Origin of the sequence: Actinoplanes missouriensis 431 (assembly GCF_000284295.1) — a bacterium.
GTDB lineage: Bacteria > Actinomycetota > Actinomycetes > Mycobacteriales > Micromonosporaceae > Actinoplanes > Actinoplanes missouriensis.
This window is the reverse complement of record NC_017093.1, coordinates 1,164,581-1,190,843: the sequence shown is the minus strand read 5'-3', so window position 1 is coordinate 1,190,843 and position 26,263 is coordinate 1,164,581. Positions and strand designations below refer to the sequence as shown.

At 70.2% G+C, this 26,263-nt stretch carries 29 protein-coding genes and 2 tRNA genes; 13 read left to right on the top strand and 18 right to left on the bottom strand.

The annotated features are described in order from the left end of the window. Window positions 1-27: 27 nt before the first annotated feature. A tRNA-Pro gene (locus AMIS_RS05640) sits at window positions 28-101 on the bottom strand. 132 nt (window positions 102-233) lie between these two features. Between AMIS_RS05640 and AMIS_RS05635 the strand changes: the two genes are divergently transcribed. Further along, window positions 234-307: transfer RNA gene (locus AMIS_RS05635), tRNA-Gly, on the top strand. A gap of 312 nt (window positions 308-619) precedes the next feature. On the opposite strand, the gene AMIS_RS42295 is transcribed toward AMIS_RS05635, so the two are convergent. From AMIS_RS42295 to AMIS_RS05620, 4 genes are read right to left on the bottom strand one after another with little or no spacing between them, the layout of a single operon-like run. Further along, window positions 620-769 carry a hypothetical protein gene (locus tag AMIS_RS42295; protein ID WP_014441238.1) on the bottom strand — a complete coding sequence of 50 codons (150 nt, stop codon included), beginning with the start codon at window positions 767-769 and terminating at the stop codon, window positions 620-622. Window positions 770-806: 37 nt separating this feature from the next. After that, entirely contained in the window at window positions 807-1,310 is a 504-nt protein-coding gene (locus tag AMIS_RS05630; RefSeq protein ID WP_014441237.1) for an SRPBCC domain-containing protein, read from the bottom strand. Beyond that, window positions 1,307-1,627 carry an ArsR/SmtB family transcription factor gene (locus AMIS_RS05625; RefSeq protein WP_014441236.1) on the bottom strand — a complete coding sequence of 107 codons (321 nt, stop codon included), beginning with the start codon at window positions 1,625-1,627 and terminating at the stop codon, window positions 1,307-1,309. The genes AMIS_RS05630 and AMIS_RS05625 overlap by 4 nt, the downstream gene beginning before the upstream one ends. Window positions 1,628-1,659: 32 nt before the next feature. Beyond that, window positions 1,660-2,160 (bottom strand): hypothetical protein, encoded by a 501-nt coding sequence (locus AMIS_RS05620; RefSeq protein WP_041830542.1) that lies wholly within the window; start codon window positions 2,158-2,160, stop codon window positions 1,660-1,662. A 78-nt stretch (window positions 2,161-2,238) separates the two neighbouring features. On the opposite strand from AMIS_RS05620, the gene AMIS_RS05615 reads away from it, so the two are divergent. Further along, a complete protein-coding gene (locus AMIS_RS05615) occupies window positions 2,239-2,928 on the top strand; it encodes a helix-turn-helix domain-containing protein (protein ID WP_014441234.1) in 690 nt (229 codons plus the stop codon). Between the two features lie 753 nt (window positions 2,929-3,681). On the opposite strand, the gene AMIS_RS05610 is transcribed toward AMIS_RS05615, so the two are convergent. Continuing rightward, a complete protein-coding gene (locus AMIS_RS05610; protein WP_014441233.1) occupies window positions 3,682-4,578 on the bottom strand; it encodes a glycosyltransferase family 2 protein in 897 nt (298 codons plus the stop codon). Between the two features lie 83 nt (window positions 4,579-4,661). Between AMIS_RS05610 and AMIS_RS05605 the strand changes: the two genes are divergently transcribed. Continuing rightward, window positions 4,662-5,534, top strand: coding sequence for an SDR family oxidoreductase (locus AMIS_RS05605; protein ID WP_014441232.1), 873 nt, complete (start codon window positions 4,662-4,664; stop codon window positions 5,532-5,534). On the opposite strand, the gene AMIS_RS05600 is transcribed toward AMIS_RS05605, so the two are convergent. After that, entirely contained in the window at window positions 5,527-6,303 is a 777-nt protein-coding gene (locus AMIS_RS05600; RefSeq protein WP_014441231.1) for a paraquat-inducible protein A, read from the bottom strand. The genes AMIS_RS05605 and AMIS_RS05600 overlap by 8 nt on opposite strands. Window positions 6,304-6,404: 101 nt before the next feature. On the opposite strand from AMIS_RS05600, the gene AMIS_RS05595 reads away from it, so the two are divergent. Beyond that, window positions 6,405-7,619, top strand: a complete 1,215-nt coding sequence (locus AMIS_RS05595; protein ID WP_014441230.1) for a GNAT family N-acetyltransferase — start codon at window positions 6,405-6,407, stop codon at window positions 7,617-7,619. Window positions 7,620-7,991: 372 nt separating this feature from the next. Further along, on the top strand, window positions 7,992-8,252 hold the full coding sequence (locus AMIS_RS05590) for a hypothetical protein (RefSeq protein ID WP_014441228.1): 261 nt from the start codon (window positions 7,992-7,994) through the stop codon (window positions 8,250-8,252). A gap of 12 nt (window positions 8,253-8,264) precedes the next feature. On the opposite strand, the gene AMIS_RS05585 is transcribed toward AMIS_RS05590, so the two are convergent. The 4 genes from AMIS_RS05585 to AMIS_RS05570 all read right to left on the bottom strand — a co-directional run bounded on the left by AMIS_RS05585 (window position 8,265) and on the right by AMIS_RS05570 (window position 11,849). Further along, window positions 8,265-8,732, bottom strand: a complete 468-nt coding sequence (locus AMIS_RS05585; protein WP_014441227.1) for a ribose-5-phosphate isomerase — start codon at window positions 8,730-8,732, stop codon at window positions 8,265-8,267. Between the two features lie 56 nt (window positions 8,733-8,788). Next, window positions 8,789-9,706 carry an alpha/beta hydrolase gene (locus AMIS_RS05580; RefSeq protein ID WP_014441226.1) on the bottom strand — a complete coding sequence of 306 codons (918 nt, stop codon included), beginning with the start codon at window positions 9,704-9,706 and terminating at the stop codon, window positions 8,789-8,791. Between the two features lie 8 nt (window positions 9,707-9,714). After that, window positions 9,715-10,911 (bottom strand): DUF1015 family protein, encoded by a 1,197-nt coding sequence (locus tag AMIS_RS05575; RefSeq protein WP_014441225.1) that lies wholly within the window; start codon window positions 10,909-10,911, stop codon window positions 9,715-9,717. A gap of 305 nt (window positions 10,912-11,216) precedes the next feature. Then, window positions 11,217-11,849, bottom strand: coding sequence for a DsbA family protein (locus AMIS_RS05570; RefSeq protein ID WP_014441223.1), 633 nt, complete (start codon window positions 11,847-11,849; stop codon window positions 11,217-11,219). Window positions 11,850-11,962: 113 nt separating this feature from the next. Here AMIS_RS05570 and pepN point away from each other — a divergent pair, with 113 nt between their 5' ends. Together pepN and AMIS_RS05560 are read left to right on the top strand one after the other, a co-directional pair. Continuing rightward, on the top strand, window positions 11,963-14,521 hold the full coding sequence (gene pepN, locus AMIS_RS05565) for an aminopeptidase N (protein WP_041830540.1): 2,559 nt from the start codon (window positions 11,963-11,965) through the stop codon (window positions 14,519-14,521). A gap of 117 nt (window positions 14,522-14,638) precedes the next feature. Continuing rightward, window positions 14,639-15,178: a Uma2 family endonuclease gene (locus AMIS_RS05560; protein ID WP_157435255.1), complete on the top strand. Its 540-nt coding sequence runs from the start codon at window positions 14,639-14,641 to the stop codon at window positions 15,176-15,178. Here AMIS_RS05560 and AMIS_RS05555 read toward each other — a convergent pair. Both AMIS_RS05555 and ctaJ read right to left on the bottom strand, forming a co-directional pair. Then, window positions 15,175-15,570, bottom strand: coding sequence for a DUF5130 family protein (locus AMIS_RS05555; protein WP_014441220.1), 396 nt, complete (start codon window positions 15,568-15,570; stop codon window positions 15,175-15,177). The genes AMIS_RS05560 and AMIS_RS05555 overlap by 4 nt on opposite strands. Further along, complete coding sequence (ctaJ, locus tag AMIS_RS05550; protein WP_041829570.1) at window positions 15,557-15,862, bottom strand: aa3-type cytochrome oxidase subunit CtaJ; 306 nt, start codon at window positions 15,860-15,862, stop codon at window positions 15,557-15,559. The genes AMIS_RS05555 and ctaJ overlap by 14 nt, the downstream gene beginning before the upstream one ends. A 202-nt stretch (window positions 15,863-16,064) precedes the next feature. Here ctaJ and AMIS_RS05545 point away from each other — a divergent pair, with 202 nt between their 5' ends. Next, window positions 16,065-16,562 carry a hypothetical protein gene (locus AMIS_RS05545; protein ID WP_014441218.1) on the top strand — a complete coding sequence of 166 codons (498 nt, stop codon included), beginning with the start codon at window positions 16,065-16,067 and terminating at the stop codon, window positions 16,560-16,562. Between the two features lie 7 nt (window positions 16,563-16,569). Next, complete coding sequence (locus AMIS_RS05540; protein WP_014441217.1) at window positions 16,570-17,391, top strand: class F sortase; 822 nt, start codon at window positions 16,570-16,572, stop codon at window positions 17,389-17,391. Between the two features lie 84 nt (window positions 17,392-17,475). Here the strand turns inward: AMIS_RS05540 and AMIS_RS05535 are convergent, their stop codons facing one another. Next, window positions 17,476-18,027 (bottom strand): HNH endonuclease, encoded by a 552-nt coding sequence (locus tag AMIS_RS05535; RefSeq protein ID WP_014441216.1) that lies wholly within the window; start codon window positions 18,025-18,027, stop codon window positions 17,476-17,478. Between the two features lie 255 nt (window positions 18,028-18,282). On the opposite strand from AMIS_RS05535, the gene AMIS_RS05530 reads away from it, so the two are divergent. From AMIS_RS05530 to AMIS_RS05515, 4 genes are all read left to right on the top strand, one after another. Further along, the gene (locus AMIS_RS05530) at window positions 18,283-19,308 is read left to right on the top strand and encodes a mechanosensitive ion channel family protein (RefSeq protein ID WP_014441215.1); all 1,026 of its coding nucleotides are present in this window, start codon (window positions 18,283-18,285) and stop codon (window positions 19,306-19,308) included. A gap of 239 nt (window positions 19,309-19,547) precedes the next feature. Then, the gene (locus AMIS_RS05525) at window positions 19,548-20,843 is read left to right on the top strand and encodes an MFS transporter (protein WP_014441214.1); all 1,296 of its coding nucleotides are present in this window, start codon (window positions 19,548-19,550) and stop codon (window positions 20,841-20,843) included. Window positions 20,844-20,863: 20 nt separating this feature from the next. Next, complete coding sequence (locus tag AMIS_RS05520) at window positions 20,864-21,265, top strand: globin (RefSeq protein ID WP_014441213.1); 402 nt, start codon at window positions 20,864-20,866, stop codon at window positions 21,263-21,265. A gap of 70 nt (window positions 21,266-21,335) precedes the next feature. Next, window positions 21,336-22,601, top strand: a complete 1,266-nt coding sequence (locus AMIS_RS05515) for a delta-60 repeat domain-containing protein (protein WP_014441212.1) — start codon at window positions 21,336-21,338, stop codon at window positions 22,599-22,601. Window positions 22,602-22,725: 124 nt separating this feature from the next. Here AMIS_RS05515 and AMIS_RS05510 read toward each other — a convergent pair whose 3' ends face one another. The 4 genes from AMIS_RS05510 to ettA form a co-directional block, all read right to left on the bottom strand. After that, complete coding sequence (locus tag AMIS_RS05510) at window positions 22,726-23,307, bottom strand: type III secretion system chaperone family protein (RefSeq protein ID WP_014441211.1); 582 nt, start codon at window positions 23,305-23,307, stop codon at window positions 22,726-22,728. Between the two features lie 129 nt (window positions 23,308-23,436). Continuing rightward, window positions 23,437-24,096: a hypothetical protein gene (locus AMIS_RS05505; RefSeq protein WP_014441210.1), complete on the bottom strand. Its 660-nt coding sequence runs from the start codon at window positions 24,094-24,096 to the stop codon at window positions 23,437-23,439. Further along, window positions 24,093-24,503, bottom strand: coding sequence for an acyl-CoA thioesterase (locus AMIS_RS05500; protein WP_041829569.1), 411 nt, complete (start codon window positions 24,501-24,503; stop codon window positions 24,093-24,095). The genes AMIS_RS05505 and AMIS_RS05500 overlap by 4 nt, the downstream gene beginning before the upstream one ends. After that, entirely contained in the window at window positions 24,496-26,172 is a 1,677-nt protein-coding gene (gene ettA, locus AMIS_RS05495; RefSeq protein WP_014441208.1) for an energy-dependent translational throttle protein EttA, read from the bottom strand. Before ettA ends, AMIS_RS05500 begins: the two co-directional genes overlap by 8 nt. Between the last annotated feature and the right edge of the window lie 91 nt (window positions 26,173-26,263).

Here is a 26,263-nt window from a genome sequence, read left to right as displayed (position 1 = left end):
CTTGTTGCTGCGGACAGTTGATTTCAGTCGGGGTGGCGGGATTTGAACCCACGGCCCCTCGCTCCCAAAGCGAGTGCGCTACCAAGCTGCGCCACACCCCGTGGCGACGGCCAGTGTATGCGGTCGACTCACCTGCGTGTGCGCAGGAGTCACCTGCTGGGGAATCCGGTTCGCGCAGAGGGGAGTTGATTCAGTAAGCTGTACCCCGAGCCCCGGCGGATGCCAGGGCTCATGCGGGCGTAGCTCAATGGTAGAGCCTCAGTCTTCCAAACTGATTACGCGAGTTCGATTCTCGTCGCCCGCTCCACCGAACGCCCAGGCCGGAGGCACGCTCCTCGGACCTGGGCCGTTCACTTTCACGCCCCCTGTGGATCTTGCGGCGTTCTCGGCTGCGGTCCTTCGAAGGCGCCGTCCTCCCCCACGTCCGCGAAGCGGTCGTATCACCGAGCGGAGCATGCGTGGCGGCGGATGCGTGTGGCCGCGCCGGCGGGCCGCGCTGCGGCCTTGGGTCGCCGCTCGGATCGCGGGCCTGACCATGCACCGGTCGCCGTAGCCCGCGCAACGGCCCTGACCCGGCAGGGCGTCGCGCGGACTCTCGGGGGACTCTGTGTCGCCCGTACTAAATGTCCTCGGTTTTCTGGATCCACCCAGCCTTGTGGGTGTCCGCGGTGAGGCCGCCCAGGCTGCGGGTGCGGCGGCGGTCGCGGAGGGTGATCAGGGTGACGAGGCTGATTGCGGCTCCGAGCAGGAGAATCAGGAAGACTGCCATGGAACGACGGTAGCCGAGGGCGGCAAGCGGGAATCGGTCAGTCGGTCAGCCTGGCACCCGTCTCCAGCAGCGACTTCAGGTCGCTGAGGACCCAGGCCCAGCCGCCGCCGCCCTCGGCGCCCGGCTCGGTGGTGCCCTGGACGAGCGCGGCGTGCGCGGGGGCGTCGGTCAGCTCGTGGGTGATGGTGAGGCGGCAGACGCCGTGGGTGACGTCCTCGATGTCGTAGGTGAGCGTGGTGAACGGCTCGGCGGCGGTCGTCGGGTCCATCAACATCCGCCAGGTCTGCACCAGGCGGCGGGGCGGGTCGACCTCGAGGATCTCGCCGTCGGCGATGGTGTCCGCCATGGTGAAGTTGTTGGCGGTCGCGTAGTCCTTCATCTCCTGCGTGGCGGTGGAGTGGAAACGCCCGCCCTTGCGCAGCTCGTAGAACTGGGGCGCGCCGTAGCCGTAGCGCGCGTTCCACTCCGGGTCGGTGATCGCGGCCCAGATCTTCTCCGGCGTTGACTTGATCCAGATGCGGTAGACCTGCGTCGTGCTCATGGCTCTTCCTCCAGCTGTCGTTTGAGGTCGATCAGTGCCGTGACCTGGTGCTCGGTGTACTTGTCGATCCACCGGTCGTGGATCTGCCGGATCGGCACGGGATTGAGGTAGTGCAATTTCTCCCGGCCGGAGCGGCGCACGACGACGAGATCCGCCTCCTCCAGCACCCGCAGGTGTTTGGCAACGCCGAACCGCGTCATCTCGAGCTCGGACTCCAGCTCGGTGAGCGTGCGGCCGTCGCGCGCGAAGAGGAGGTCGAGCAGGAAGCGGCGGCTCGGGTCGGCCAGGGCTTTGAACACCCGGTCGTCGTCCGTCATGACGCAAAGTTATGTGACCATTTGGTCACCTGTCAAGGACGACGGCGTGCCAGCATCTCCTGCTCCAGCTCCCAGGGTTCCCCCTCGGCCGGGCGCATGTAGCCCAGCCAGCGAAAACTCGTCGAGGTGACCTCGGTAAAGAGCCAGCGGACCGGGGTGCCGTCCTGGCGCTCGCCCTCCTGGACGATGTCGCCACCGTCGCCGGGTCGGCCGGTCAGGGTCACGGTCCGTCCCTGCGGCGAGAACCAGACGACGTGCCAGGCGTCGCTGCCGGCCGCCTTCAGGCGCATGGTGCTGCCGGTCGTGGCGACCGGGAAACCGTCCGGTCCGGGGTCGGCGAACCACATGACGTCCTGGACGGCGCGACCGGCCAGCACCCAGCCGAACGTCCACACCGCGGTCCCCGCCACCCAGTCGCCGTCGTCGTTCCGGTAGCGGTTCGCGACGTCCCAGACGCCGGTCAGCCGCCCGTACAGATCCATGTTCCGATCCGGGTCCGGCCCGGTCGCGCTCAGCGCGGTCGCAAGATTCATGCGGGCAGCGTGCGCCGGTTCCACCGGGCCGGTCTTGAACGTTCTTGTCATGACGTTCTTGTCATTACGCTGGCAGGCATGCTGACGGTGGTGCGCTGCGCCGGCGCGGATCGCTGGAGCGCCGAGGAGCCCGTCACCCGGCCGGCGCTGGTGCTGGTGCGCCACGGCCGCTTCGTGCGCCGGGTGGACGGGCAGGCCCGCCTCGCCGACGCCACCACCGGATATGTGCAGCGCCCCGGCGAGATCCAGCAGGTGGCGCACCCGGCCGGCGGCGACGTCTGCACCGCGATCAACCTGCCCGAGGAGATCGCCGATCAATTTCAGACCCATCCGGTACGGGTGACGAGCACCGTGGATCTCCTCCATCGCCGCCTCCGGACCGTTCCGGAACAGGACGAACTGATCGCCGAGCTGGTGGGCGCGCTGCTGCCGGTTCCCCGGCTGCCGCATCCGCTCGTGGAGGAGGTTCGGGAACTGCTGCACGCCGATCCCGCCCTCGACCTGGCCGCGCTCGCTGCGGCGGTGGGCTGGTCGCCGTGGCATCTGTCCCGCTCGTTCCGGCTGGTCACAGGTGACACGCTGCGGACGTACCGGAGGCGGCTGCGGGTCCGGGCCGCGCTCGACGCGATCGACGACGGCGATGAGCTCGCGGCGGTGGCGGCCCGGAGCGGGTTCGCCGACCAGGCGCACATGACCCGGGTGATCTCCGCGGAGACCGGGATGCCACCGGGCGCGCTGCGGCGGTCCCTGCTCAGACGGACGTTCTGACCACGGTTTCCCGTACGGCCGGGACCACCTCGTTCGCCCAGCGCGCCAGCGTCGTCTCGTCCGGGGCGCCGACCTTGGCTCTGCCGCTTGGTTCGAGCTGATCATTTCGGTGACGTGCTGCTTCGCTCGCCTGGGCGGAGTGTTCGGACCGTCGCGTCGACCGGCCGCGACGCAGTCGCGTGGCGCGGCCCCGAGACGCGGCGGCGCCCGCGGTGGCGGCGTGGACGAGGCCACACGCAACGCCTGTGTGGCGGCTCATCAACGCCAGGGCCGGGATGAAGGCACACGGACCGTTTCCGTGCGACCTCATCGCGGCCGGCGTGGGCTTCGGTGTGCCGCCGCCCTGGCGACAGGGCCACCATCGTGAGCCGCCATCCACGCACGAGCCCACCGTGTGCCGCCACCCGGGCACGAGCCCACCGTGAGCCGCCACCCACGCACGAGCCCACCGTGAGCCGCCCTTTCGTTCACCGCCCGAACTGGAGATCAACTTAGGCTGAGTGGCATCGGGGCGACACGAGCTGGCTGTCAGTGCTGGCCACGGTGTTCGAAGAGCGCTGAGCACCGGCTGGTCCACAGCGCCCGCGCAGAGCACTGAGCACCAGCCTGACCGGCCGGACCACAGCGCCCGCCGCAGGGCACCGAGCACCAGCTGGACCACAGCGCCGGCCTCGCAGTGACGACTGCTTCGGTCACGCGAACGGGCGGCGCCGACCTACGCGCTCACCCGCCGTCACGGCATAGCCTCCGCGGTCAGCCCACGTAACGGCGGGCCGTCGAGCGCCTCTGGGTCTCGTCCAAGACGCTCAAGCGGGCCTCCACCTCCGCCGGTCGGGGCCTGCGGTTCGCCAGGAGCCAGCCGATCCCCCTGGCGGCGTCCCACGCGCCGAGCAGCGACGTGCGATCCCTCGGCACGCTGCCGGCCAGGAACAGGGTGCGGCGCAGCGCCGGCCCGAGCGGGCGGCGCAGCCAGGTGAACCAGAGCGTGTTGCGCACGCCTACCCGCCGCCGGTGTGTGGCGTCACGCAGCAGGGAGGCCCGGTGGTGGACGGTCAGTTCCTCCAGGTAGCAGATCTCCCAGCCGGCGCTGAGCAGGTCGGTGGCGAGCAGCTCCTCCTCCCCGCCCAGCCAGAGGCGCTCGCTGAACCCGCCGGCCTGCTCGAACGCGTCCCGCCGCAGCACCGAGGCGCCGGCCAGGAAGCTGCCGAGGGCCGGGCCGGGCAGCCAGTCCGGGCCGGGGACCGGCGAATCCCGCAGCTCGGCCACGATCGGGTCCTCGACGCCGGACGGCTCGACCACGATCCGGGCGTTCACCAGTGCCAGGCCGGGGCACGCGTCGAGCGCGTCGGCGGCTGCGGCGAGCGATCCGGGACCCCACCAGGTGTCGTCGTCACAGAAGGCCACGTAGGGCGTACGCAGTAGGCGTACCCCGATGTTGCGGCCGACGGCGCCCAGGTTCTCGCTCAGGGCGACCACCTCGATCGTGGGAAAGCGGTCCCTGACCGCGTCCGCGGTCCCATCCGTCGAACCGTTGTCGACTAGCACGACATGTGGCTGTTCCGGCAGCTCCAGCAGCCGTTCCACGCAGGCCAGCGCCTCGTCCCGCCGCTCCCACGTGATCACCACGACACCCACCCGTGAATCCCCCATGGGCGGCCGGTTACCCCACATCCGGTTATCCGCACCTGATCCGGGAAAGCGGATCGGGACCGTTCACCCAGTAGGAGGCGACCGTGGATCCGCGCACCCAGTACCCGAAGCCCGAACTCGACGGCGGTGACCTGACACCGCCGGGGCTCACCACCGAGATGCCGGATCGGCCTGATCACGGCGAGGAGACGTACCGCGGCACCGGCCGGCTCACCGGACGCAAGGCGATCATCACGGGTGGCGACTCCGGGATCGGGCGGGCGGTTGCCATCGCGTACGCCCGGGAGGGCGCCGACGTGCTGATCTCCTACCTGCCGGAGGAGGAGTCGGACGCCCGGGACACGGCCGGCTGGATCGAGAAGGCCGGGCGCAAGGCGGTGACCGTGCCGGGCGACATCCGCGACGAGGCGCACTGCAAGGCGATCGTGGAACGGGCGGTCGCCGACCTCGGTGGCGTCGACATCCTGGTGAACAACGCCGCGTACCAGATGGCCCAGCCCGGTGGGATCACCGACATCACCGACGAGCAGTTCGATCGGGTGATGAAGACCAATCTGTACGCGATGTTCTGGCTCTGCCGGGCTGCCGTGCCGCACCTGCGGCCCGGTTCCACGATCATCAACACCGCGTCGGTCCAGGCGTACCTGTCGTCGAGCGCGCTGCTCGATTACGCCACCACCAAGGGCGGCATCGTGGCGTTCACCAAGGCGCTCGCCGAGGACCTGGCGGACAAGGGGGTCCGGGTCAACGCGGTGGCGCCCGGCCCGATCTGGACGCCGCTGATCCCGGCCACCATGCCCGCGGAGAAGGTCAAGTCGTTCGGCGGGGACACCCCGCTCGGCCGGGCCGGACAGCCGGCCGAGCTGGCTCCCGCTTACGTCTACTTCGCGAGCTCGGACTCGAGTTACACCACCGGCGAGGTGCTCGGCATCACCGGCGGCAAACCCGTCAGCTGAAGAGGCCCGTGACCCAGTGGAAGGCGGTCATCACCCAGCTGGTCTGCTGGAGATGAGCGAGGCCCACGCCGATCAGGAACACGCCGGCGGCCATGTGCGCGCCGCGGGCGGTGTGCCGCTGCCGGCCCAGCTGCCGCTCGAGCACGAGCCGGCCGACGAGCCGGGCCAGCGCGAACACGCCCGCGGCGACGCAGAGCGACGTGATGAAGACGATGATCGGGGTGATCCAGGAGCCGCCTGAGGAGAGCACCCAGATGCCCCAGGAGACGAACGCGAAGATCAGCGGGGCGTTGCTCCACTCGCTGCCGCGGCGCAGCCGGCGGATGTGCCAGCTGAGCGGCTGGCGCTCCTCGGGCCCGTGACCGGTCTCCTCGGGCCACCCGGTGCCGGTGGGCTCGTGCTCCGTCACGAACTCCTGGTCGGGCCGCTGCGTGACGCGGGCCCGGCCCCGGCTGAACGGTGACTGCTCGGGAGCGGCCGGATGCGCGCCGTGCGGCCCGAACGGCGGCACGGAGGCATGGTGGGGCGCGGCGCCGGACGTCGGCCCGGAAGCGTGCTGCGGCGCGCCACCGGACGCGGGCGACTGCGGCGCAGCCGGGTGCTGCACCCGCGTGCGGTCACCCTGCTGATGCTGGACCTGCGTGTGCTGGACCTGCGTGTGCTGGTCCGGAGAGTGCGAGTGGGTCACAGGCGTGGTCGGCACATCGGCCCACGGGTCCTGCGGCGGCATGTCGAGCGTCCGCTCGGACCACTGCGGTTGCTCCGGCATTGTTCCCCTCTCGGCGTGCGGTCGGCGACCGGCGTCAGTTCGAGAGTAACGAGCCAACAAATCGGTCGCCTCGGCACACAGCAGTCCGTTACACACATGCCATGGACGAAGAACTTTCGGTGCGGCCCGCCACCACTGACGACTTCGCGGCGATCTGCGAGCTGCTGGGCACGGTCTTCCACGAGGACGTCTTCCCGGAGCTCGAGGCGGAGATCTACGAGACCGAGCGGTCCCTGGTCGCCGACGACGGTGGCACGGTGGTCGGGCACGCCGACGCGTTCACCCGCGATCTCACCGTGCCGGGGGCGGTGGTTCCGGCCGCGCACGTCTCCGGCGTCGGTGTGCTGCCCACCCATCGCCGGCGCGGGATCCTCACCCGGCTCATGCAACGCCAGCTGCGCGAGATCGCCGAGGCGGGTCGCGAGCCGATCGCGGTGCTGTGGGCCAGCGAGACCAAGATCTACCCCCGATTCGGGTACGGGCCGGCGTGCTCCCGCCTGACCATGTCGATCATGAATCGTGAGGTACGTCTCCCCGCCCCGCCGGCCGCGCCGTCCGGTCGCCTGCGGATGGCCGAGCCGAAGGAGCTGCTCGCCGTCATCACCAAGCTCTACGAGCAGCTGCGGCCGGCGAAGGTGGGCTGGTCCAGCCGGGACGACCGATGGTGGCGGCACGTTCTGAGCGACCTGAAGGAGAAACGGGACGGCGCCACCCCGCTGCGGGCGGTGGTGCACGAGGGTCCGGGCGGCCCCACCGGGTACGCGTTGTGGCGCGTCAAGGACGACTGGAACGCGTACGGGCCGAACGGCGACGTGCAGGTGCGTGAGGTGGTCGCGGAGGACCCGGAGACGTACCAGGCGCTCTGGCGTTTCCTGCTCGGCGTCGACCTGTCCCGGACCGTGACGTACCGGCTCGGGGCTCTGGACGAGCCGCTGCAGTACCTGGTGGACGAGCCCCGCCGGCTCGGCGCATCGGTCGGCGACGGACTCTGGATCCGGCTGGTCGACCTGCCGGCCGCGCTCGCCGCCCGGCGGTACGCCGCCGACGTCGACGTGGTGATCGAGGTCGCCGATCCGCTGCTGGAGCAGAACACCGGCCGCTGGCGCCTGGTCGGCGGACCGACCGGCGCGATCTGCTCACGCACCACCGATCCGGCCGACCTGTCCTGCACCGTGACCGATCTCGGCGCGGCCTATCTCGGCGCCACCTCGCTCGCCTCGCTGACGGCCGCAGGCCGGGTGCGGCAGCTGACCGGGAACGATCCGTCGATCGCGTTCGGGTGGCACCGGAAGCCGAGTCCGACCGAGATCTTCTGAGGTGGGCGGCACGGCGGTACCGTCGGCGTCATGGGTCAGCCCGAACGCCGGCGCCGCCGCATCCGCCCCTCGTCGGGCTCAGCCGCGCAGACGCCCGATTCTCCGCCCGCCGAGGCGGCCGACGAGGCTGCCCCCGTTCCGAGGGCCACACCGGTGCCTGGCCCGCCACCGGCGCCGGCCCCACCGATCCCCGGCCCACCAGCGGGCCAGCCTGTTCCGGCGCCACCGGCGGGTTCACCCGGTCCGGGTCGACCGACCGGTTCAGCCGTTCCGGCGCCGCCCGCGAGTCCGGCCGTTCCGGGTCGACCGACCGGTTCAGCGGTTCCGGCGCCGCCCGCTGCCGCTGCCGGTGCGCCCGGTGCGGGGACGGACGTGACCGGGCCGAAGGCGCGGGGCGGCTTCGGCCGCCGGCCGGCCAACGGTCCGGGTGGCGGTGGCCCGCCCGACGACCGCGAGGCCGAGCGTGGCCTGCGCGGTCTTGTCGGTTCCGGGTCGTCACAGGTCAGCGTCGGTGCGGCGCTGCGTGCCCGTGACGCGTCCCGGCCCAGCGACGAGCAGGTCGCCGAGGCCGAGCGCGACCTGGTGATCGTGCGCCGCAACTGGCTGCCCCGCGAGGAACTCCCCCGCCGCTGACCCTCAAAAAGGTCAGGGGAGCTCCGGGAGCCGGCGGTCCTTCTCGTAGGAGGCCAGCTGCGCGATCCGGCGGGCGTGCCGGGCGTCGCCGGAGAACGGCGTGGCGATGAACGCCTCGACGAACGCGGTGGCCTCGTCGAGGGTGTGCTGCCGGGCGCCGATGGCGATCACGTTGCTGTCGTTGTGCTGCCGGGCCAGCTGAGCGATCTCGGCCTTCCAGACGAGCGCCGAGCGCACGCCGGGGACCTTGTTCGCGGCGATCTGCTCGCCGTTGCCGGAGCCGCCGATCACGATGCCCAGCGAGCCCGGGTCGGCCACCACCTTGGCGCCGGTGTGGAAGCAGAACGCGGGGTAGTCGTCCTCGGGGTCGTAGACGTGCGGTCCGACGTCCACCACATCGTGCCCCTGCTTGATCAGGTGGTTCACGAGGTGCGACTTCAGCTCGAAGCCGGCGTGGTCGGAGCCCAGGTAGAGACGCATATCAAGAGTCTTTCAGAAGGCCATCGGGGTTTCTAAGGCAGTACGGCGAAGCCGTCTCAAAAACACAGCGCCGAGCGCAGGGCGGACGCCACTTGATCCGCTGCGGCCCGGGCGGCGTCGATGGTGGCGAGTTTGCGGGCGAAGCCGTGGTTCACGCCCATGTACCGGGTGTGCACCACCGGGACGCCGGCGGCGATCAGCGCGTCGGCGTAGTCCGCGCCCTCGTCGCGCAGCGCGTCGTACTCCGCCGTGATGATCAGGGTGGACGGCATCCCGGACAGGTCGGCCACCGCGAGCGGCGTCACGTCCGGGGTGAGCCGTAGCGCCGGATCCGGCACGTACGTCTCCCAGGCCAGCTTCATCGAGGCCCGGTCCAGCCCGTACTCCCCCACCTCGTCGTAGGACTCGGCGGAGGTGAGCGGGTCGAGGGCCGGGTAGATCAGCGCCTGGAAGTCGAGCGGGGTGGCGGCGTCGCGCTGCCGGCGTGCGGTGACCGTGGCGATCTGTCCGCCCGCGCTGTCCCCGCCGATCGCCAGCCGGGCGGTGTCCAGACCCAGGCCGCCACCCTCCTTGCGGAGGTACGACAGCACGGTCTCGGCGTCCTCGACGGCGGCCGGGAAGACATGCTCCGGGGCGAGCCGGTAACCGACCGAGACCACCGCGCAGCCGGACCGGTCGGCGACCCGGCGGCAGAACCGGTCGACGGTCTCGATGCTGCCGTAACACCAGCCGCCGCCGTGCAGGTAGACCAGGACCGGGGTGCCGGTCCTGGTCGCGTAGAGACGGCAGGGAACGCCGTCGGCGTCGAGGTCGGCGACGACCGGCAACGGCAGCGCCGGGCCGGTCTCCGCCTCGTTCGACTCCTCCATGGCGGCTCGCGCGCCGAGCAGCCGGGTGTAGGGGTCCGCGGCCAGTTCCTCGGCCGACGGACGCCGCCGCAGGGCTGCGGCGGCGTTCACCTGGGGGTGGAGCATCGCCGAGCTCAGCCGAGCTGGGCGAGGACGAGACCGCCGCGCGCCTTGGGGGTGAACCAGGTGCTCTTCCGCGGGAGCTTGAGCCGTTCCAGGTTGACCTCGACGAAGTCGTCGACGGTCACCGGGGCGATCAGGACGGCGAGCTCGGCGCGGCCGCTGTCGACCTCGTCGCGCAGCCACTCGACCGGGTAGTCGCCGCCGATGTAGGAGATCCGCTTGTCACCCGGGTCGAGGCCGAGGGCGTCGCGCAGCATGACCCGCTCCACGAGAGCGTGGTCGAGGTTCTCCACCGAGCTGCCGGCCGGATCGGCGGGCAGTCCGATCGCGAACGAGCGGCCCCGGCCGTACACCTCGATCGTGCCCTTGGCGGGCAATTGCGCGACGCGCGGCAGTTCGGTCACCGTCGCGCCGGCCTCGCGGAGGCGGTCCAGCAGGTCGTCGAGGGACGCGGGAAGCTCGCTGATCAGGCGGTTGTAGGGCTGGATCGCGACCGACGCGGGCGTGGTCACGACGGCCAGGAAGCGCGGGATCCCGCCGGTCTGCGCGGCCAGGCTGCGGTGGTTGCCGTCGGCCACCACCAGCTCGCCGCCGCCGGCCAGCGCGAGCAGCCGGTCCTGCGTCTCACCGGGTCCGAGGACCCAGATCGCATGGGTACGGCCGGTCGCGTCCACGTCTGTCGCGTCGGGCTCGCCGGACGCGTCGACGGCGTCGGCGAGGGCCGCGTGCAGCTCCTCACCCTTGCCGGTCTGGAGCAGCAGCACGGGCGAGAGCAGCGTCCCGATCGCGTCGGCGAGAGCGACCCGCTCGCGGACCTTGGCGATGAACACGTCCTCGTTGCGGATCACCAGGCCCGGCTCGTCGGCGTTCGTCGAGATCTGCGAGGTCTCGACGGTGCTCCACAGGCCGTAGGCGGGCGCCTCACCGGGACCGGTGATGCGGTAGAGCACCACCACGTTCTCGGCGGGGCGGTATTTACCCTCGGCCTTCGCACGATCCAGGCGGACGACGGCGTCCGGCAGGGAGTCGCTGAAGGACTTGCCGAGGGACTCCGGCGCGAGGTGCGGCATCTCGACGGCCAGCGCGCTTGACGCGTTGGCCTTGATGATCTCGGTGATTTCGGCGTCGTCGGCGAACTCGTCATAATTCTGGGCCCCGGTACCGCCATTGGTGATCCAGGCCCGGCTGATCGGGTGCACGACCGTCATGGAGGGCAACTTACCCGGAGTGCCCGCGCAGCCCACCAACCGGCATCTGCTGAGGTGACCTGCTCGACGCGGGGACGAGCGGATTGGCCGTGACGATCACCGGAGGAGCCACCAGGCCTGCCACATCCGGGGGCAGATCAGCCCAAACGCCGCGCTGGACGCCGATCGTCGACGTGGACTCGCTCTCGGGCATACCGGCCTCCGGATTCGATGTGGCGGACACCTCATCCAACGACCGGATGGCGTTCGAGCGTCGAGATTTCGCTCGAACGCCACCCAATGGCAACCACGAAAGGTGCCGTCGCTCAGTCGAAGATCGGGTCCTGGTCCCGGCTGCGCTTCAGCTCGTAGAAGCCGGGGGTGCCGGCGACCAGCACGACGCCGTCCCAGAGCTTGCCGGCCGCCTCACCCTTGGGCGCCGGCGTGACCACCGGGCCGAAGAACGCGACGGTCTCGCCGGGGTTCGGGCCGGGCGCGTGGATCACCGGGGTCCCGACGTCGGTGCCGACCGGCTTCATCCCGGCGTTGTGGCTCTCCCGCAGCGCCTCGTCGTAGTCGGTGCTGTGCGCGGCGGCGGCGAGGCCTGCGTCGAGACCCACCTCGGCCAGCGCCTCGGTGAACAGCTTCTCGTCGTCGATCTCGTACTTCTGCAGATGGATCCGGGTGCCGAGCGCGGTGTAGAGATCGCGCAGCACCTGCGGGCCGGCCGCCTGGGCGGCGGCGATGCAGACCCGGACCGGGCCCCAGCCCTTGTCCATCATGTCGCGGTAGATCTGCGGGAGCTCGTCACGGCCCTCGTTCAGGACGGACAGGCTCATCACGTTGAAACGGATGTCGAGCGGACGGACCTTTTCCACCTCCAGCAGCCAGCGGGAGGTCATCCAGGCCCACGGGCACAAGGGGTCGAACCACATGTCGACGGTGGCACGTTCTGTCATGTCCTCGATCTTCCTCCTTAACGGGTGGCCGGTCGGGGTGAGATCGGTCGCTGCCGACGCATAGGCTTCGAGGAACGAACGAAAGTCAGCTCGAAGCTCGAAGGAGAGTGCACGTGGCCGGTGTTCACAACCTGACCCAGGTCGAGGCTGCGGAGCGTAGTCGATTGCTCGAGGTGACCGGGTATGACATCACCCTTGACCTGACCGACGGGCACGGTAACCCCGGCTCCGACACGTTCCGGTCCACCACAGTGATCACATTCAGATGCGCTGAACCCGGCGCGGACACCTTCATCGAGGCCGCAGCCTCGACAATCCACTCCGCGACGCTGAACGGCGAGCCCGTCGACATCAGCGCGTGGACGGCCGAGAAGGGCCTCGCGCTCACCGGCCTGGCCGCCGAGAACACGCTCGTCGTCGACGGCGACTTCCACTACTCGGCGAGCGGCCAGGGCCTGCAGCGCAGCCTGGACCCGGTCGACAAGGAGATCTACCTCTACAGCCAGTTCGAGACGGCGGACGCGCAGCGCACGTACGCGTGCTTCGACCAGCCCGACCTGAAGAGCGTATTCACGTGGCGTGCCACGGTGCCGGCGCACTGGAAGGTCATCTCGAACATGCCTGTCGACTCCGAGGAGGAGGCCGGCCCGGGCGCCAAGAAGGTCCACTTCACCACGTCGCCGCGGATGAGCACCTACATCACGGCGATCTGCGCGGGGCCGTACCACGAGGTGCGCGACTCGCACGACGGCATCGAGCTGGGCGTCTTCTGCCGGGCCTCGATGGCGCAGTACCTGGACGCCGATGACCTGTTCCTGATCACCAAGCAGGGCTTCGACTTCTTCCACGAGCAGTTCGGGGTGCGCTACCCGCTGCCGAAGTACGACCAGCTCTGGGTGCCGGACTTCAACGCCGGCGCGATGGAGAACTTCGGCTGCGTCACGCACGCCGAGGCGCACTACATCTTCCGCTCGCAGGTCACCGACTACGAGTACGAACAGCGCGCCAACACGATCCTGCACGAGCTCGCCCACATGTGGTTCGGCGACCTCGTCACCATGCGCTGGTGGAACGACCTGTGGCTGAACGAGTCGTTCGCCGAGTGGGCGAGCCACTGGTGCAACACGCACGCCACCCGGTTCACCGACGCCTGGTCGACGTTCCTGTCGATCCGCAAGGCCTGGGGTTACCGGCAGGACCAGCTCTCCTCCACGCACCCGGTCTACTGCGAGATGCCGGACCTGGAGGCCGTCGAGGTCAACTTCGACGGCATCACGTACGCCAAGGGCGCCAGCGTGATCAAGCAGCTGGTCGCGTACGTCGGGCTGGACCCGTTCCTCACCGGTCTGCGCGCCTACTTCGCGAAGCACGCGTGGGGCAACGCCACCTTCGACGACCTGCTCACCGAGCTGGAGTCGGCGTCCGGCCGGGAACTGCGCAAGTTCGCCGCGCAGTGGCTGGAGACCGCGCAGGTCAACACGCTGCGCCCGGTCGTCGAGATCGACGCGGACGGCAACTACACCAGCGTGGTCGTGCGGCAGGAGGCCCCGGCCGACTACCCGACGCTGCGCACCCACCGGATCGGCATCGGGCTGTACGACCTGGACGGCGACCGGCTGGTGCGCCGCGAGCTGATCGAGGCGGACGTGGCCGGCGAGCGCACCGAGGTCACCGCGCTCACCGGGGTGAAGGCTCCGGACCTGCTGCTGGTCAACGACGAGGACCTCTCGTACGCGAAGCTGCGGCTGGACGAGCGCTCGCTCGCCACGCTCGTCGGGCACATCGCCGGGTTCGATTCGGCGCTGCCGCGGGCGCTGTGCTGGGCGGCCGCGTGGGACATGCTGCGCGACGCCGAGATGGCCGCGCGGGACTACGTGGCGCTGGTCGTGGCGGGTCTGCCGGCCGAGACCGACATCAACCTCACGACGGCCACGCTGCGGCAGGCCGGCATGGCGCTGACCAGCTTCGCGGACCCGGAGTGGAACCCGACCGGCTGGAAGATGCTGGCCGACCTGGCACAGCAGCAGCTCGCGGCGGCCGAGCCGGGCAGCGGCTGGCAGCTCACCTGGGCGCGGGCGTTCATCACGGCGGCCCGGACGCCCGAGGAGGCGGCGGTGCTGCGCGGCTGGTTCTCCGGCGAGTCCCGTCCCGAGGGCCTGGTGGTCGACACCGAGCTGCGCTGGAGCCTGCTCCAGGGCCTCGCCGCGCTCGGCGCCGCCACGCCGGAGGAGATCGAGGAGGAGCTGGGCCGGGACCGTACCGCGAGCGGTGAGCGGGAGGCCGCGATCGCGCACGCGCTGGTGCCGACGCCTGCGAACAAGGCCCGTGTCTGGGCCGAGCTGACCGGCCAGCCGGCGCTGCCGAACTGGAAGAACCGGTCGCTGCTGCAGGGCTTCCAGAGCACCCGTCAGGTGGCGCTCACGGCCCCGTTCGCGGAGAAGTTCTTCGAGGTGGTCGGAGACGTGTGGGCCCGTTCGGACAGCGAGCCTGCGCAGGAGTTCGCCACGCTGGCGTACCCGGCGTACCAGATCAGCGAGGAGACGGTGGCGCTCACCACCGCCTGGCTCGAGCGTGACGGTCAGCCGGCGTCTCTGCGCCGCCTGGTCGCCGAGGGCCGGGACGGCATCGAGCGGGCTCTCAAGGCCCGCGCGAAGGACCGCTCCGCCGCCTGATCGTTCGCAACGGACAACCCCCGCTCCGCAGGCCGGAGCGGGGGTTGTTTCGTATGGCACGAGTAACTCTGAGTGAGTAAGCTGACACTCCCGGCGATGGAGGTGGGCCTCGTGACGATGTCGAGCCAGGGCGCTCCGGCGCGGTGGAGCGCACCGGACGGCCGATGGACCGAGCCGGACCTCCACCTTTTCCCGCAGGACGGGCATCGGTACGAGATCGTCGATGGTGGCCTGCACGTCACCCCGCCGATGGGCGCCGAGCACGACGCGACGGTCGCCGCCCTCATCGAGGCGCTGCGGGCCGACGCGCCGGAGGGCTGGTGGGTCTGTGACCGATGCGGCATCGACACCGGCACGAGCAACGTGGTGCCCGACATCACCGTGCTGCGGCCCCGGTCCACCGGCCGGATCTGGGCCGACCCGGCCGACGTGGCGCTGGTGGTCGAGGTGGAGTCAACCGAGACTTCCCGGTACGACCGGCTGCTCAAGCCCGCGGTCTACGCCGCGGCCGGCATTCCGGCCTACTGGCGGGTCGAGGGCGGGCAGAAACTGCACACGTTCACTCTGGACGGTGACGGTTACCGGGCCGCGGAAACGGTCGAGGGTGCCGAACCTGTGCGGCTCGACACCCCGTACCCGATGCGCTTGAAGCTTTAGGAACGACCGGCGTGCGAGGCCAGCTGATCGATCCCGATCAGCAGGCCACCCGCCAGGTCACCGCCGGCGAACGCCGCGGCCATCGAGAGGCCGGCGAGTTTCGCGTCCCGGTCGGAGATGCGCCTGCGGGCGTCCGAGCCGGTGACGATCTCCAGCTTGCGCTGGTTCGGCGAGACCGCGATCAGCACCGAGCGCTGCGGCGTCCGGGTGCGGCGGTGCAGCTCCTCGGCCGCCTCGCGGGTCGGGTCGCCGAGCTCACCGAGGTAGATGCTGAAGTTCAGGCCGGTCGCCTGGTCGGCGATGCGGAGCGCCTCGTCGAGACGCAGCAGCTGCCGGGTCGAGAAAGGACCCTCGGACGGCTGCTCGACCTGGGTGAGCTCACCACTTGTCACTTGCGCCTCCTGTCGGGCCGGGCCGGACCGGAGCGCCGGAGCTGTCCTCGATGACCAGTCCGTGCGTCGCAGCGGCGGGAAGAGCCTTCTCCGGGCCGGTCGCCTTCTCCGGAGCTGTCGTCTTCTCCGGGGCGGCGCTGAACCACATCGCGGGGAAGTCGAAGGACTGACCCGGACGGTACCGGCGGGACGGCTTGGCTCGATCAGAGCTCGTGAGAACGAGCGTCGCCACCGCCCCGATGACTGCGGCCGGAATGATCACGAAGACCAGAACGGTGCTGATTACTGACAACTGAACGCCCCCAGGCGCGGCTGTTCCCATGGATTCCGAACATCAATCACGGTAGCGGAGCGCGAGTCATGCCGGACCGTCGGGTCTCGAACAGTGTTCTCACGCCGTCGGGATCTACGCGGAATGTGCGAGGAGGTGCGAAAATCACCCTCACGCGCCGTCCACGTCTTTTCCGTCGGGGACGGCAAGGAGGGGGGATTCCATGCGCCTGTCCGCCACCCGTCTAGCTCTCGCTCTTTCCTTCGCCCTCGTTCCCGCTCTCGTTCCCGCCGGCACGCCCGCGCGGGCCGCGGCGGCCGTGTTCGTCGAGCTCAACCCGAGTACGGTCCCGGCCGGCGACGAGGTCTCCCTGCGCGCCTCCTGCGACGACAACCTCAAGCCCGCCACGGTCACCGCCGAACCGATCGGCGAGGTGACCGTCCAGCCCGAGTTCGGCTTCCTCACCGCGACCGTCCGGGTGCCCTCCGACACCGAGCCGGGCGACTTCCCGGTGGCGCTGCGCTGCCCCGACGGCGGCGGGAACGCCACCGCGACGCTGCACGTCGTGGCGGACGTCGAACCGGCCCGCGGCCCGGCCACCGGCGGCGGTGGCACCGCGCCCGGACCGGCCGCGTCGATCCTGGTCGGTGGCGGGTTCGCCGCGATAGCGGCCGGGCTGGTGCTCGCCGTCGTGTCGCTGCGCCGCCGCCGGATCGGCTGAGGCCGCGGTGGTGAGTCAGGACCGGGTGCCGGGCGGGCCACGCGTGCCCGCCTCGGTGCAGCGCAAACGGCCGGCTCAGGTGATCACCGCGCCTCCGCCGGGAGTGGTGACCGGGCCGCTTCCGCCCACCCCGCCGGTGCTGGGCCGGTCACCGTTCCGGTTGCCCCGGCCGCGGCGCGGAGGGCCGCCGCCCCGGGTCCGGCCCGGCCGGCGGTCCGGCCCGATCGCCCTGGTCGCGCTGATCCTCTGCTTCCTGGGCCTGTTCGCGGTCGGGCTGGGCCTCGGGTTCGCGACCGGCTTCGACGTGGGCACGCTGTTCAGCGGATCGAGTGAACCGCCGCCCCGCGCGTTCCCGGTCCTGGAGCCGAGCCGGCCGGAGCAGCTGGAGATTCCGTCGATCGCGGTCTCCGCGCCGATCCTCGAGGTGGGCCTCGCCGATGACGGCTCGGTCGGTGTTCCACCGCTCAAACGGCACAACGAGGCCGGATGGTTCGACGGCGGGCCGACACCGGGACAGTTCGGGCCGGCGCTGATCGTGGGGCACGCGGATACCCGTACCGGGCCCTCGGTTTTCCATGATCTTCACCGGATGAAGGCGGGACAGGAGATCACGGTGAGCCGTGCCGACGGCACGATCGCGATCTTCGAGGTGAACTCGGTGGAGAAGTTCGACAAGGACGAGCTTCCGCTCCAGCGGGTGTACGGCGATTACACCCGGCCCTCGCTGCGGTTGATGACCTGCGGCGGGGACTGGCTGGGTGACAAGCGCGGTGGTTACGCCGACAACATCGTCGTCTTCGCGTCGCTCGTCGATTCCCGGGCGGATTGAGCCGCCTCAGGATTGCTTCTCAGGCTGCGGCTTCTGCCGTCTCGGCGGTTCTCAGGCCGCTGCCTCTGCCGTCTCGGTGGGCTCTCAGGCCGCTGCCTCTGCCGTCTCGACAGGGATGGCGGGCAGGTCGAGCCAGTCCCGCCATCGGGGATCCGGCGTGCGGTGCCCGAGCACCCGCCAGGCGACGCCGCGCGGGGCGGCCGGCGGCGAGTGCAACCGCCAGCCGAGCTCGGCCGGCGTCTTGTCACCCTTGCTGTGGTTGCACTTGGCGCAGGCGGCCACCACGTTCTCCCAGGCGTGCAGGCCGCCGCGGCTGCGCGGGAAGACGTGGTCGATGGTCTCGGCGGACCCCCGGCAGTAGGCGCAGCGGCCACCGTCACGGGCGAAGATGGCCCGGCGGGAAAGTCCGACATGGGTCCGGTACGGCACCTTCACATACCTGGTGAGACGGACGACCGAGGGGACCGGGAGTGTCTGGTGCGCGCTGTGCAACATGCCGTCACCGTCGGAGACGCACTCCGCCTTGGCGGTCAGCAGGAGGATGGTTGCTCGACGCACCGATACGACGCACAGCGGCTCGTAGGTAGCGTTCAGCACTAACGCGGAAGAGCCCACTGTGGGTCGTATGTCAGGCATCGCGATCACCCTCCGGTGTCAGCTGCTTTTAACCGCTCCCATAGCCCATGCGTGTGTGATGTGGGCCTCGAAGTCGAAGTCCCGTGCGCCAATAGTCCCTGATGGATGACCCAATTACCAGCGGAATCTGTGGCCAGCCGGTAAACGTCTGAGGTCTCCGCACAGTCGGACCCGGTACTTTGACTCCCCGTGGTTCTCCTAGCTCCCCCCACCCCGACTCCGTCCGGTTCCGTCTGGCCGAGCGGGCTGCCGGACGTGTCCGCGGCCTGCGACGCCGACGTTCTCTGCCAGCAGGTCTTGGATCTGACCGGTATCCAGTGGCTCGCCTCCAGCAGTTACGTGCTGTTCATCAAGCCGCTGCGCGTCATCGGCATCATCGTGATCGCCATGCTGATCCGCTGGCTGCTGCACCGGGCGATCGACCGCCTGGCGCAGAGCACCTCGCGGGCCTCGATGCCGGCGCTGCTGAAGCCGCTCAAGGAGAAGGTGTCGGTCACCGCCGAGGAGGGCCAGTTCATACCCGAGCGGCGCCGCCAGCGGGCCGAGGCGATCGGCTCGGTGCTGCGCAGTTTCGTCAGCGCGCTGGTCTTCACCATCGCCGGGCTGCTGGTCCTCGGTGAGTTCGGCTTCAACCTGGCGCCGCTGCTGGCCAGCGCCGGCATCGTCGGCGTGGCCATCGGCTTCGGCGCGCAAAGCCTGGTCAAGGACCTGATCGCCGGCCTGTTCATGCTGCTGGAGGATCAGTACGGCGTGGGCGACACGGTCGACGTCGGCGAGGCGACAGGCGTGGTGGAGAGCGTCGGGCTGCGGATCACCACGGTTCGCGACGCCCGGGGTGTGCTCTGGTACATCCGCAACGGCGAGATCGTCCGGGTCGGCAACAAGAGCCAGGGCTGGGCGATGGTCGTGATCGACATTCCGATCGGCTTCGTGAACGCGGAGGAGGCCGTGTCGGTGATGCGGACCGCCGCCGAGGCGGTCGCCGCCGAGCCGGAGCACCAGACCGAATTCCTGGAGAAGCCGGACGTGGTCGGCGTCGAGCAGCTGACCGTGGACGGCGCGGTGATCCGGACGATCGCGAAGACCACTGCCGACGCGCAGCCGGTCCTGCAGGGCGTGCTGCGCCGGGCGCTGACCGACGCGCTGGACGCGGCCGGCATCTCGGAGCGGATCGCCGCCTCCCGGCTCGGTCCGCGCAGCGCGATCCCGCCGTCCTGGCTCGTCGCCCCGGAGAATTCTTCATCTTCAATGAAAGACGAACGGCCGGGTGGCGCGCCCTGACCAGCGCATACGCCATCGAGGCGGGACTGACCCTAGACCTTTTGGCCGATTTTTGACGCAACCGCCCTAGCGTCGACTCGGACGATCGGGCAGAATCCGCTGAAGATCCCGCTTCACAACGAGCACGTTCGCGCCCGGGCAGCCCTCGGTGATCGTCGACCGCGATGGAGGGCTTGGTGTCCGATCAACCCGCACGGCCCGCCACTGCGGCCGACGCGGTTACGCACCGCGATGGCCCGGTGACTTTCCGAGATATCTTTTCGTTGCCGGAGTTCCGGGCGCTCTACCTCTCCGGCCTGGTCAACATCATCGGTGACTACCTCTCCCGGGCTGCCGTCACCGCGCTGGTCTATCAGCAGAGCCAGTCGGTCCTGCTCTCCGCGGCGTCGTTCGCGATCACGTACGTGCCCTGGCTCTTCGGGCCGCTGCTCTCCGCGCTCGCCGACCGGTACCCGTACCGGCTGACCATGATCGCCTCGGACCTGGTCCGGATGGTGCTGATCGCCGTCCTGCTGGTGCCCGGACTGCCGACCGCCGTCATCCTCGTGCTGCTCTTCGTGGCCGGGCTGGCCGCGCCACCGGCCCGGTCGGCGCGCTCCGCCCTGCTGCCCCTGCTCGTCGGCCGGGACGGGGTCGCCCTCGCGGTGGCCACCAACCAGACCAGCAACCAGGCCGCACAGGTCATCGGGTACATGGCCGGGGCGACCCTCGCGGTCGCGCTGACCCCCCGGATCGCGCTCGGCATCGACGTCCTCACGTTCGCGCTCTCCGCCGCGCTGGTGGCGTTCGGGATCCGGCGCCGGCCCACCACGGTGGCCCGCTCCGAGCGGACTCACCTGCTGCGCGAGACCTCCGAGGGGTTCCAGGCCGTCTTCGGCGACCGGGTGCTGCGCTCGATCACGATCGTGGTCTACACCGTCACCGTCTTCGCGATCGTTCCCGAGGGCCTGGCCGCCGCGTGGGCCGCCGAGGGCACGCCCAACCCGGAGGCCCAGGCGTTCGACCAGGGCATGATCATGGCGGCCGGCCCGCTCGGATTCGTCATCGGCGGCATCCTGTTCAACCGGTTCGTGCCGGCGGCCCGGCGGGTCCGGCTGATCCCGGTGCTGGCCGTGATCGTCCCCCTGCTGCTGGTGCCGACGGTCGTCAGCCCGCCGGCCGTGATCGTGGGGCTGCTCGTGATGCTGGGCGGCCTGGCCCAGGGCGCGCTCCTGCCGACGCTGAACGCGACGTTCGTGCTGGCCCTGCCGCAGAGCTTCCGGGCCCGGGGTTTCGGCGTGGTCAACAGCGGGATGCAGCTGGCCCAGTTCAGCGCGGTGATGGTCACCGGCTGGCTCGCCGACCACTTCCGGCTCCCGCTCGTGGTGGGCCTGTGGAGCATCGGCGGCACCGTCGTGATGCTGCTCGCCGCGATCTTCTGGCCCCGCCCGGTGGAGTTCGCCGAGGCGGCCGACCGGGCCGCCGCCGCCGACCAGCCCGGTGCGGCGCCGCCGGCCCGGGAGCCCACGACGAGCGTCACACGCAAGCCGTCCTGACCTGCTGGCAGGATGGAACGGTGAGCGCACCCGAATCCTTCTTCGACGCCATCGGTGGCGAGCCCACGTTCAGGCGCCTCGTGGACAAGTTCTACGAGGGCGTCGCCGAGGACCCCCTGCTGCGACCGATGTACCCCGAGGAGGATCTGGGCCCGGCCGCGGACCGGCTGACGCTCTTCCTCATGCAGTACTGGGGCGGCCCGAACACGTACTCGGCCAGCCGGGGTCATCCGCGGCTGCGGATGCGGCACGCGCCGTTCCGGGTCGACGCGGCCGCACGGGACGCCTGGCTGCACCACATGCGGGTGGCGGTCGACTCGCTCGGACTGCCCGAGCCGCAGCATGCCGCTCTTTGGGACTACCTGGAGCGCGCGGCTTATTTCATGGTGAACACCATGGATCCGGCGGCGCCCGCGGTCTGACGCGTGTCGCTATAGACGGGTGACTCGTTGATCGGTTGACAAGTCGTGACCGATTTCCAGGAGCCTCGTCATGCGACGTCGCCTGCTCGCTGCCGCAGCCGCGGCGTCCGTCGTCGTGCCCGTGCTCGCCGGGGCTCTCCCGGCCATGGCCGATCGTGCCCTCCCGGCCGTGGTCTCCACCGATCCGGTCGACTGGACGCCGCACGTGCTGGACGGCACGGTCTGGGCCCTGGCCCTGGTCGGCGACACCGTGGTGGTCGGCGGCGCGTTCACGAAAGTGGCCGACGCCCGGCGCCAGACCACGCTGAACCGCAAGAACGTCTTCGCCTTCGGGCTGCACGACGGGCAGATCCGCACGTTCGCCCCACAGGTCGACGGCGCGGTCTACTCGCTCGCGGCCGGCGGCGACCACACGGTGTACCTCGGTGGGGCGTTCAAGTCGGTGAACGGGACGAGCCAGCGCGGCGTGGCCCGGGTCTCGGTGAACACCGGCGAGCGGCTCGGCTCCTTCTCCACCCGGCTCAACTGGGGTGACGTGCGCGCGCTCGCGACCCGCGGCGACCGGCTCTACATGGGCGGCACGTTCTCCGCCGTCAACGGGGTGGGCCGGGTCGGCCTGGCCCGGCTGAACGCGAACACCGGCGCGGTCGACCAGGGATTCGACGCCCGGCTGACCGGCCCGGGACTGAAACGGACCCGGGTGGAGCACTTCGACGTCTCCCCCGACGGACGGAAACTGATCGCGGTCGGGGCGTTCCTCAAGGCGGCCGGCGCGGACCGGACGCAGATCGCGCTCTTCGACGTGGGCGGGCCGGGAGCGGTGCTGTCCGGCTGGTACACCGACGCGTACAAGCCACCGTGCATGAAGGGCTTCGACACGTACCTCAGGCAGGTGAAATTCGCGCCGGACGGCTCCTACGCCGTGGTCGCCGCGACCGGGCGGGCCTCGTCGGCGCAGAAGCTGTGCGACTCGGCGGCGCGGTTCGAGACCGGCAGCGCCGGGCGGCACAACCCGACCTGGGTGCAGCGCACCGGCGGCGATTCCCTGTACGCGGTGGCGGTCACCGGGCCGGCCGTTTACCTCGGTGGGCATCAGCGCTGGTTCGACAACCCTTACGGCACCGACGGCAACGGTCCGGGGCCGGGTGCGGTGTCCCGCCCGGGGATCGGGGCGGTCAGCCCGAACACCGGCAAGGCGCTCCCGTGGAACCCGACCCGCTCACGAGGGGTCGGCGTCCGCGCGTTCCTGGTGACCGAGCAGGGCCTTCTGGTCGGCTCCGACACCGACCAGCTGGGCCGCGAATACCACGGCCGAGTAGGCCTCTTCCCGAGCTAACTGGCTCCGCTTCGCTCCGCGGCGATTGCCTTGTAACCGATGACTTGACTCGCGGTTTTCTGCCACCCGCAAACCCCGCGGGCGTCAGAAAACCGCAGGCCAAGTCATCGGCGGCAATCGCGAGCTACAGCAGGGCTCCTTCGTCGTGGAGCCAGTCGACGAATGACGTGGCGACGGCTGCTCCGCAGTCCAGCATCTCGACCAGGAGGGTGTCGTGCGCGCCGGCCGCGAGCGGCACCTGCAGCTCCGCATAGATAGGCAGCTGACCGCGCTCGGTCGGGTCACCCACGTAGGCCTTGCAGAAGCGCCGCGTGTGGTTCCACTCGTTGACCACCCGATATGCCCGGTCCGCCCAGTCCGGCGGCACCGTCGCGTGCGGACGGGCCCGCATCACCAGGATCTCGTCGTCCGGCCCCTCCAGGGTGAACAGCACGGCGTGCCGCTCCCACATGGCCAGCAGGCTGCCGCCGCCGTCGGCGAGGAACCTTATGTCGAGCAGGTCGAGCGCCTTCCCGATGCGCGTCAGCGTCACCGGCTCGACCACGTCGGACGATCCGGTCGACGACAGGTCGGCTGGAACTGCGGTTCGGGATGGCTCGCGCTGGGCTGGGACTCCGACGCGAACGGTGCTCTGCACCGCCACTTCGCCACCGGTGTCCGGCTCGTTAGACGACGCCGATCCCGGACGCCATGACCACCACGGCATCGTGTGCACCTCGCTCCCCAACAGACCCGCTGCCGGACGTTGCAGGGGATCCGAGGGCCGACGGTACCCGTACAGTTCCTGAAGGTCATCCCCCCAACCGGAGGGCGGATCCATAAGAACGATGTGGTGTCACCCTTTCGGGTGACTTGACATCGGAGTAACGGTCAATTTATGCACGCTCTGTCGCCACGCTACTCCATATGGTGCAGAAATTCCCACCCAGCTACCGGCCAGACGGACCCTCGCCTCAGGACGGTCGCCGCCCAGCGGACCGAGGAAACCCATCCGGGCGACCGCCTGCACGAGCCGCTGAGAGACCTGGACCGGCGCGCCGTCGTCCGGCGTGACGACCAGAGCGATGTGGTCGAGCAACGCGTCCCGGACCGCCCGCTGACCGACCGACCGCCCGGACATGCCGCCGGCGGCGATCTCCCGCAGGGTCCCGGCCGCCGCGCTGGCCAGCCGCTCCAGTTCGGAACCGGCCACCGACTCCACCGATCGCGACGCGGCCGGCGGAAGCGGCCAGCGCCACAGCACGTCACGCCGCTCCGGCAGGCGATCGCCGCCGGCCGCCAGCACCGCGAGCAGCTCGGCGGCGGAGACCGTGGCGTCGCCCGGTCCGGGACCGGCCACCTCGCGAGTGACCAGCACGTCCCAGGGAAGCCGGGCCCAGAGGGCGGTCCGCCCGCCGGACGAGCGCAGACGCACCGGAGCGGCCGGGTCCAGGCGGGTGAGCCGGGCCAGGAACGCGCCTGCGTCGGGAACCCCGAGCAGGCCGTGCCCACTCATGACCGGATCCAATAGGGCGTCAGGAAGTCCTTCTCCTCGGCGGAGAGCCGCCGAGGATGCCCCTCGGCCAGGTTGTACGGCACGCAGACCGACCGCGCCTTGGAGGCCAGGACGCCGTCGTCGTAGAGCTCGTAGTCCACCGTGAACGAGGCCGTCTTGAGAGCGGAGATCCACATCTCCACCCGTACCGGATCGCCGAAGTCCACCGGACGCAGGTAGTCGATCTCGTGCCGGGCGATCACGATGCCCTCCTCGAAGGAGCCGAGCCCGTGCGCGCGGGCGCCGACGAAGAACATCGCCACGCGCGCCTCCTCGTAGAGGGTGAGGAAGCGCGCGTTGTTGACGTGCCCGTACGCGTCCATGTCGGACCAGCGCACGGGCACGTCATACACAAATCGATCAGTCACGGGTTAGCTTGCGGTACGTCACCCGGTGCGGACGGGCCGCCTCGGCGCCGAGTCGGTCGATCTTGTTCTTCTCGTACGCCTCGAAGTTGCCCTCGAACCAGAACCACTTGTCCGGGTCCTCGTCCGTGCCCTCCCAGGCCAGCATGTGCGTGGCGACCCGGTCCAGGAACATCCGGTCGTGGGAGATGACCACGGCGCAGCCGGGGAACTCCAGCAGCGCGTTCTCCAGGCTGGAGAGCGTCTCGACGTCCAGGTCGTTGGTCGGCTCGTCGAGCAGGATCACGTTGCCGCCGATCTTCAGCGTCATCGCGAGGTTGAGCCGGTTGCGCTCGCCGCCGGAGAGCACCTTCGTCGGCTTCTGCTGGTCCGGGCCCTTGAAGCCGAACGCCGCGACGTACGCCCGGGACGGCATCTCGACCTTGCCGACCATCATGTGGTCGAGCCCGTCGGAGACGACCTCCCACACGGTCTTCGCGGGGTCCAGGCCGGCGCGGCTCTGGTCGACGTACGACAGCTTGACCGTCTCACCGATCCGGACCGTGCCCTCGTCCGGCTGCTCCAGCCCGACGATGGTCTTGAACAGCGTGGTCTTGCCGACGCCGTTCGGGCCGATGATGCCGACGATGCCGTTACGCGGCAGCGAGAACGACAGGTGGTCGATGAGCGTGCGGCCCTCGAAGCCCTTGGTCAGGCCGCTGGCCTCGATGACCGTGTTGCCCAGACGCGGGCCCGGCGGGATCTGGATCTCCTCGAAGTCCAGTTTCCGGGTCTTCTCCGCCTCGGCGGCCATCTCCTCGTAGCGGTCGAGACGGGACTTGCTCTTGGTCTGGCGCGCCTTGGCGTTCGACCGGACCCACTCGAGCTCCTCGGAGAGGCGCTTCTTCATCTTGGCGTCCTTGCGGCCCTCGACGGAGAGACGCGCCGCCTTCTTCTCCAGGTACGTGGAGTAGTTGCCCTCGTAGCCGATCGCCCGGCCGCGGTCCAGCTCGAGGATCCAGCCGGCCACGTTGTCCAGGAAGTACCGGTCGTGGGTGATCGCCAGGACGGTGCCGGCGTACTTTGCCAGGTGCTGCTCCAGCCAGCTCACGCTCTCCGCGTCGAGGTGGTTGGTGGGCTCGTCGAGCAGCAGCAGGTCGGGCGCCTCGAGCAGCAGCTTGCAGAGCGCGACCCGGCGGCGCTCGCCACCGGAGAGCTGCGTGACGTCGGCGTCCGGCGGCGGGCAGCGCAGAGCGTCCATCGCCAGCTCGAGCTTCGAGTCGACGTCCCACGCGTCGAGGTGGTCGAGCTCCTCCTGGAGCTTGCCCATCTCCTCCATCAGCTCGTCGGAGTAGTCGGTGGCCATCTGCTCGGCGATCGAGTTGAACCGGTCGAGCTTGGCCTTGGTCTCCGCGACGGCTTCCTCGATGTTGCCGAGGACGGTCTTCTCGTCGTTCAGCGGCGGTTCCTGCGCGAGCATGCCGACGGTGTAGCCGGGCATGAGCCGGGCCTCGCCGTTGCTCGTCTTGTCGAGGCCAGCCATGATCTTCAGCAGGCTGGACTTACCGGCGCCGTTCGGGCCGACCACACCGATCTTGGCGCCCGGCAGGAAGCTCAGCGTCACGTTGTCGAGCACGACCTTGTCGCCGTGCGCCTTGCGCGCCTTTTCCAGGACGTAGATGTATTGGGCCACGGTGTGCCCTACCTCCAAGATCGCGAATTATCGGGGAGCTAGCCAGGGATCAAGGGGCAATCTTTCCAGGTACTCCCGTGACTACGAACGA

Bases quoted from the DNA above. Each gene is read 5' to 3' on its own strand.
- AMIS_RS05620 (WP_041830542.1), bottom strand. From the start codon at position 2,160: ATGAATCTTGCGACCGCGCTGAGCGCGACCGGGCCGGACCCGGATCGG.
- AMIS_RS05610 (WP_014441233.1), bottom strand. From the start codon at position 4,578: ATGGGGGATTCACGGGTGGGTGTCGTGGTGATCACGTGGGAGCGGCGG.
- AMIS_RS05560 (WP_157435255.1), top strand. From the start codon at position 14,639: ATGTCGAGCCAGGGCGCTCCGGCGCGGTGGAGCGCACCGGACGGCCGA.
- AMIS_RS42295 (WP_014441238.1), bottom strand. From the start codon at position 769: ATGGCAGTCTTCCTGATTCTCCTGCTCGGAGCCGCAATCAGCCTCGTC.
- AMIS_RS05595 (WP_014441230.1), top strand. From the start codon at position 6,405: ATGGACGAAGAACTTTCGGTGCGGCCCGCCACCACTGACGACTTCGCG.
- AMIS_RS05585 (WP_014441227.1), bottom strand. From the start codon at position 8,732: ATGCGTCTCTACCTGGGCTCCGACCACGCCGGCTTCGAGCTGAAGTCG.
- AMIS_RS05580 (WP_014441226.1), bottom strand. From the start codon at position 9,706: ATGCTCCACCCCCAGGTGAACGCCGCCGCAGCCCTGCGGCGGCGTCCG.
- AMIS_RS05615 (WP_014441234.1), top strand. From the start codon at position 2,239: ATGCTGACGGTGGTGCGCTGCGCCGGCGCGGATCGCTGGAGCGCCGAG.
- AMIS_RS05600 (WP_014441231.1), bottom strand. From the start codon at position 6,303: ATGCCGGAGCAACCGCAGTGGTCCGAGCGGACGCTCGACATGCCGCCG.
- AMIS_RS05630 (WP_014441237.1), bottom strand. From the start codon at position 1,310: ATGAGCACGACGCAGGTCTACCGCATCTGGATCAAGTCAACGCCGGAG.
- AMIS_RS05570 (WP_014441223.1), bottom strand. From the start codon at position 11,849: ATGACAGAACGTGCCACCGTCGACATGTGGTTCGACCCCTTGTGCCCG.
- AMIS_RS05545 (WP_014441218.1), top strand. From the start codon at position 16,065: ATGCGCCTGTCCGCCACCCGTCTAGCTCTCGCTCTTTCCTTCGCCCTC.
- AMIS_RS05505 (WP_014441210.1), bottom strand. From the start codon at position 24,096: ATGAGTGGGCACGGCCTGCTCGGGGTTCCCGACGCAGGCGCGTTCCTG.
- AMIS_RS05510 (WP_014441211.1), bottom strand. From the start codon at position 23,307: ATGCCGTGGTGGTCATGGCGTCCGGGATCGGCGTCGTCTAACGAGCCG.
- AMIS_RS05535 (WP_014441216.1), bottom strand. From the start codon at position 18,027: ATGCCTGACATACGACCCACAGTGGGCTCTTCCGCGTTAGTGCTGAAC.
- AMIS_RS05625 (WP_014441236.1), bottom strand. From the start codon at position 1,627: ATGACGGACGACGACCGGGTGTTCAAAGCCCTGGCCGACCCGAGCCGC.
- AMIS_RS05515 (WP_014441212.1), top strand. From the start codon at position 21,336: ATGCGACGTCGCCTGCTCGCTGCCGCAGCCGCGGCGTCCGTCGTCGTG.
- AMIS_RS05575 (WP_014441225.1), bottom strand. From the start codon at position 10,911: ATGACGGTCGTGCACCCGATCAGCCGGGCCTGGATCACCAATGGCGGT.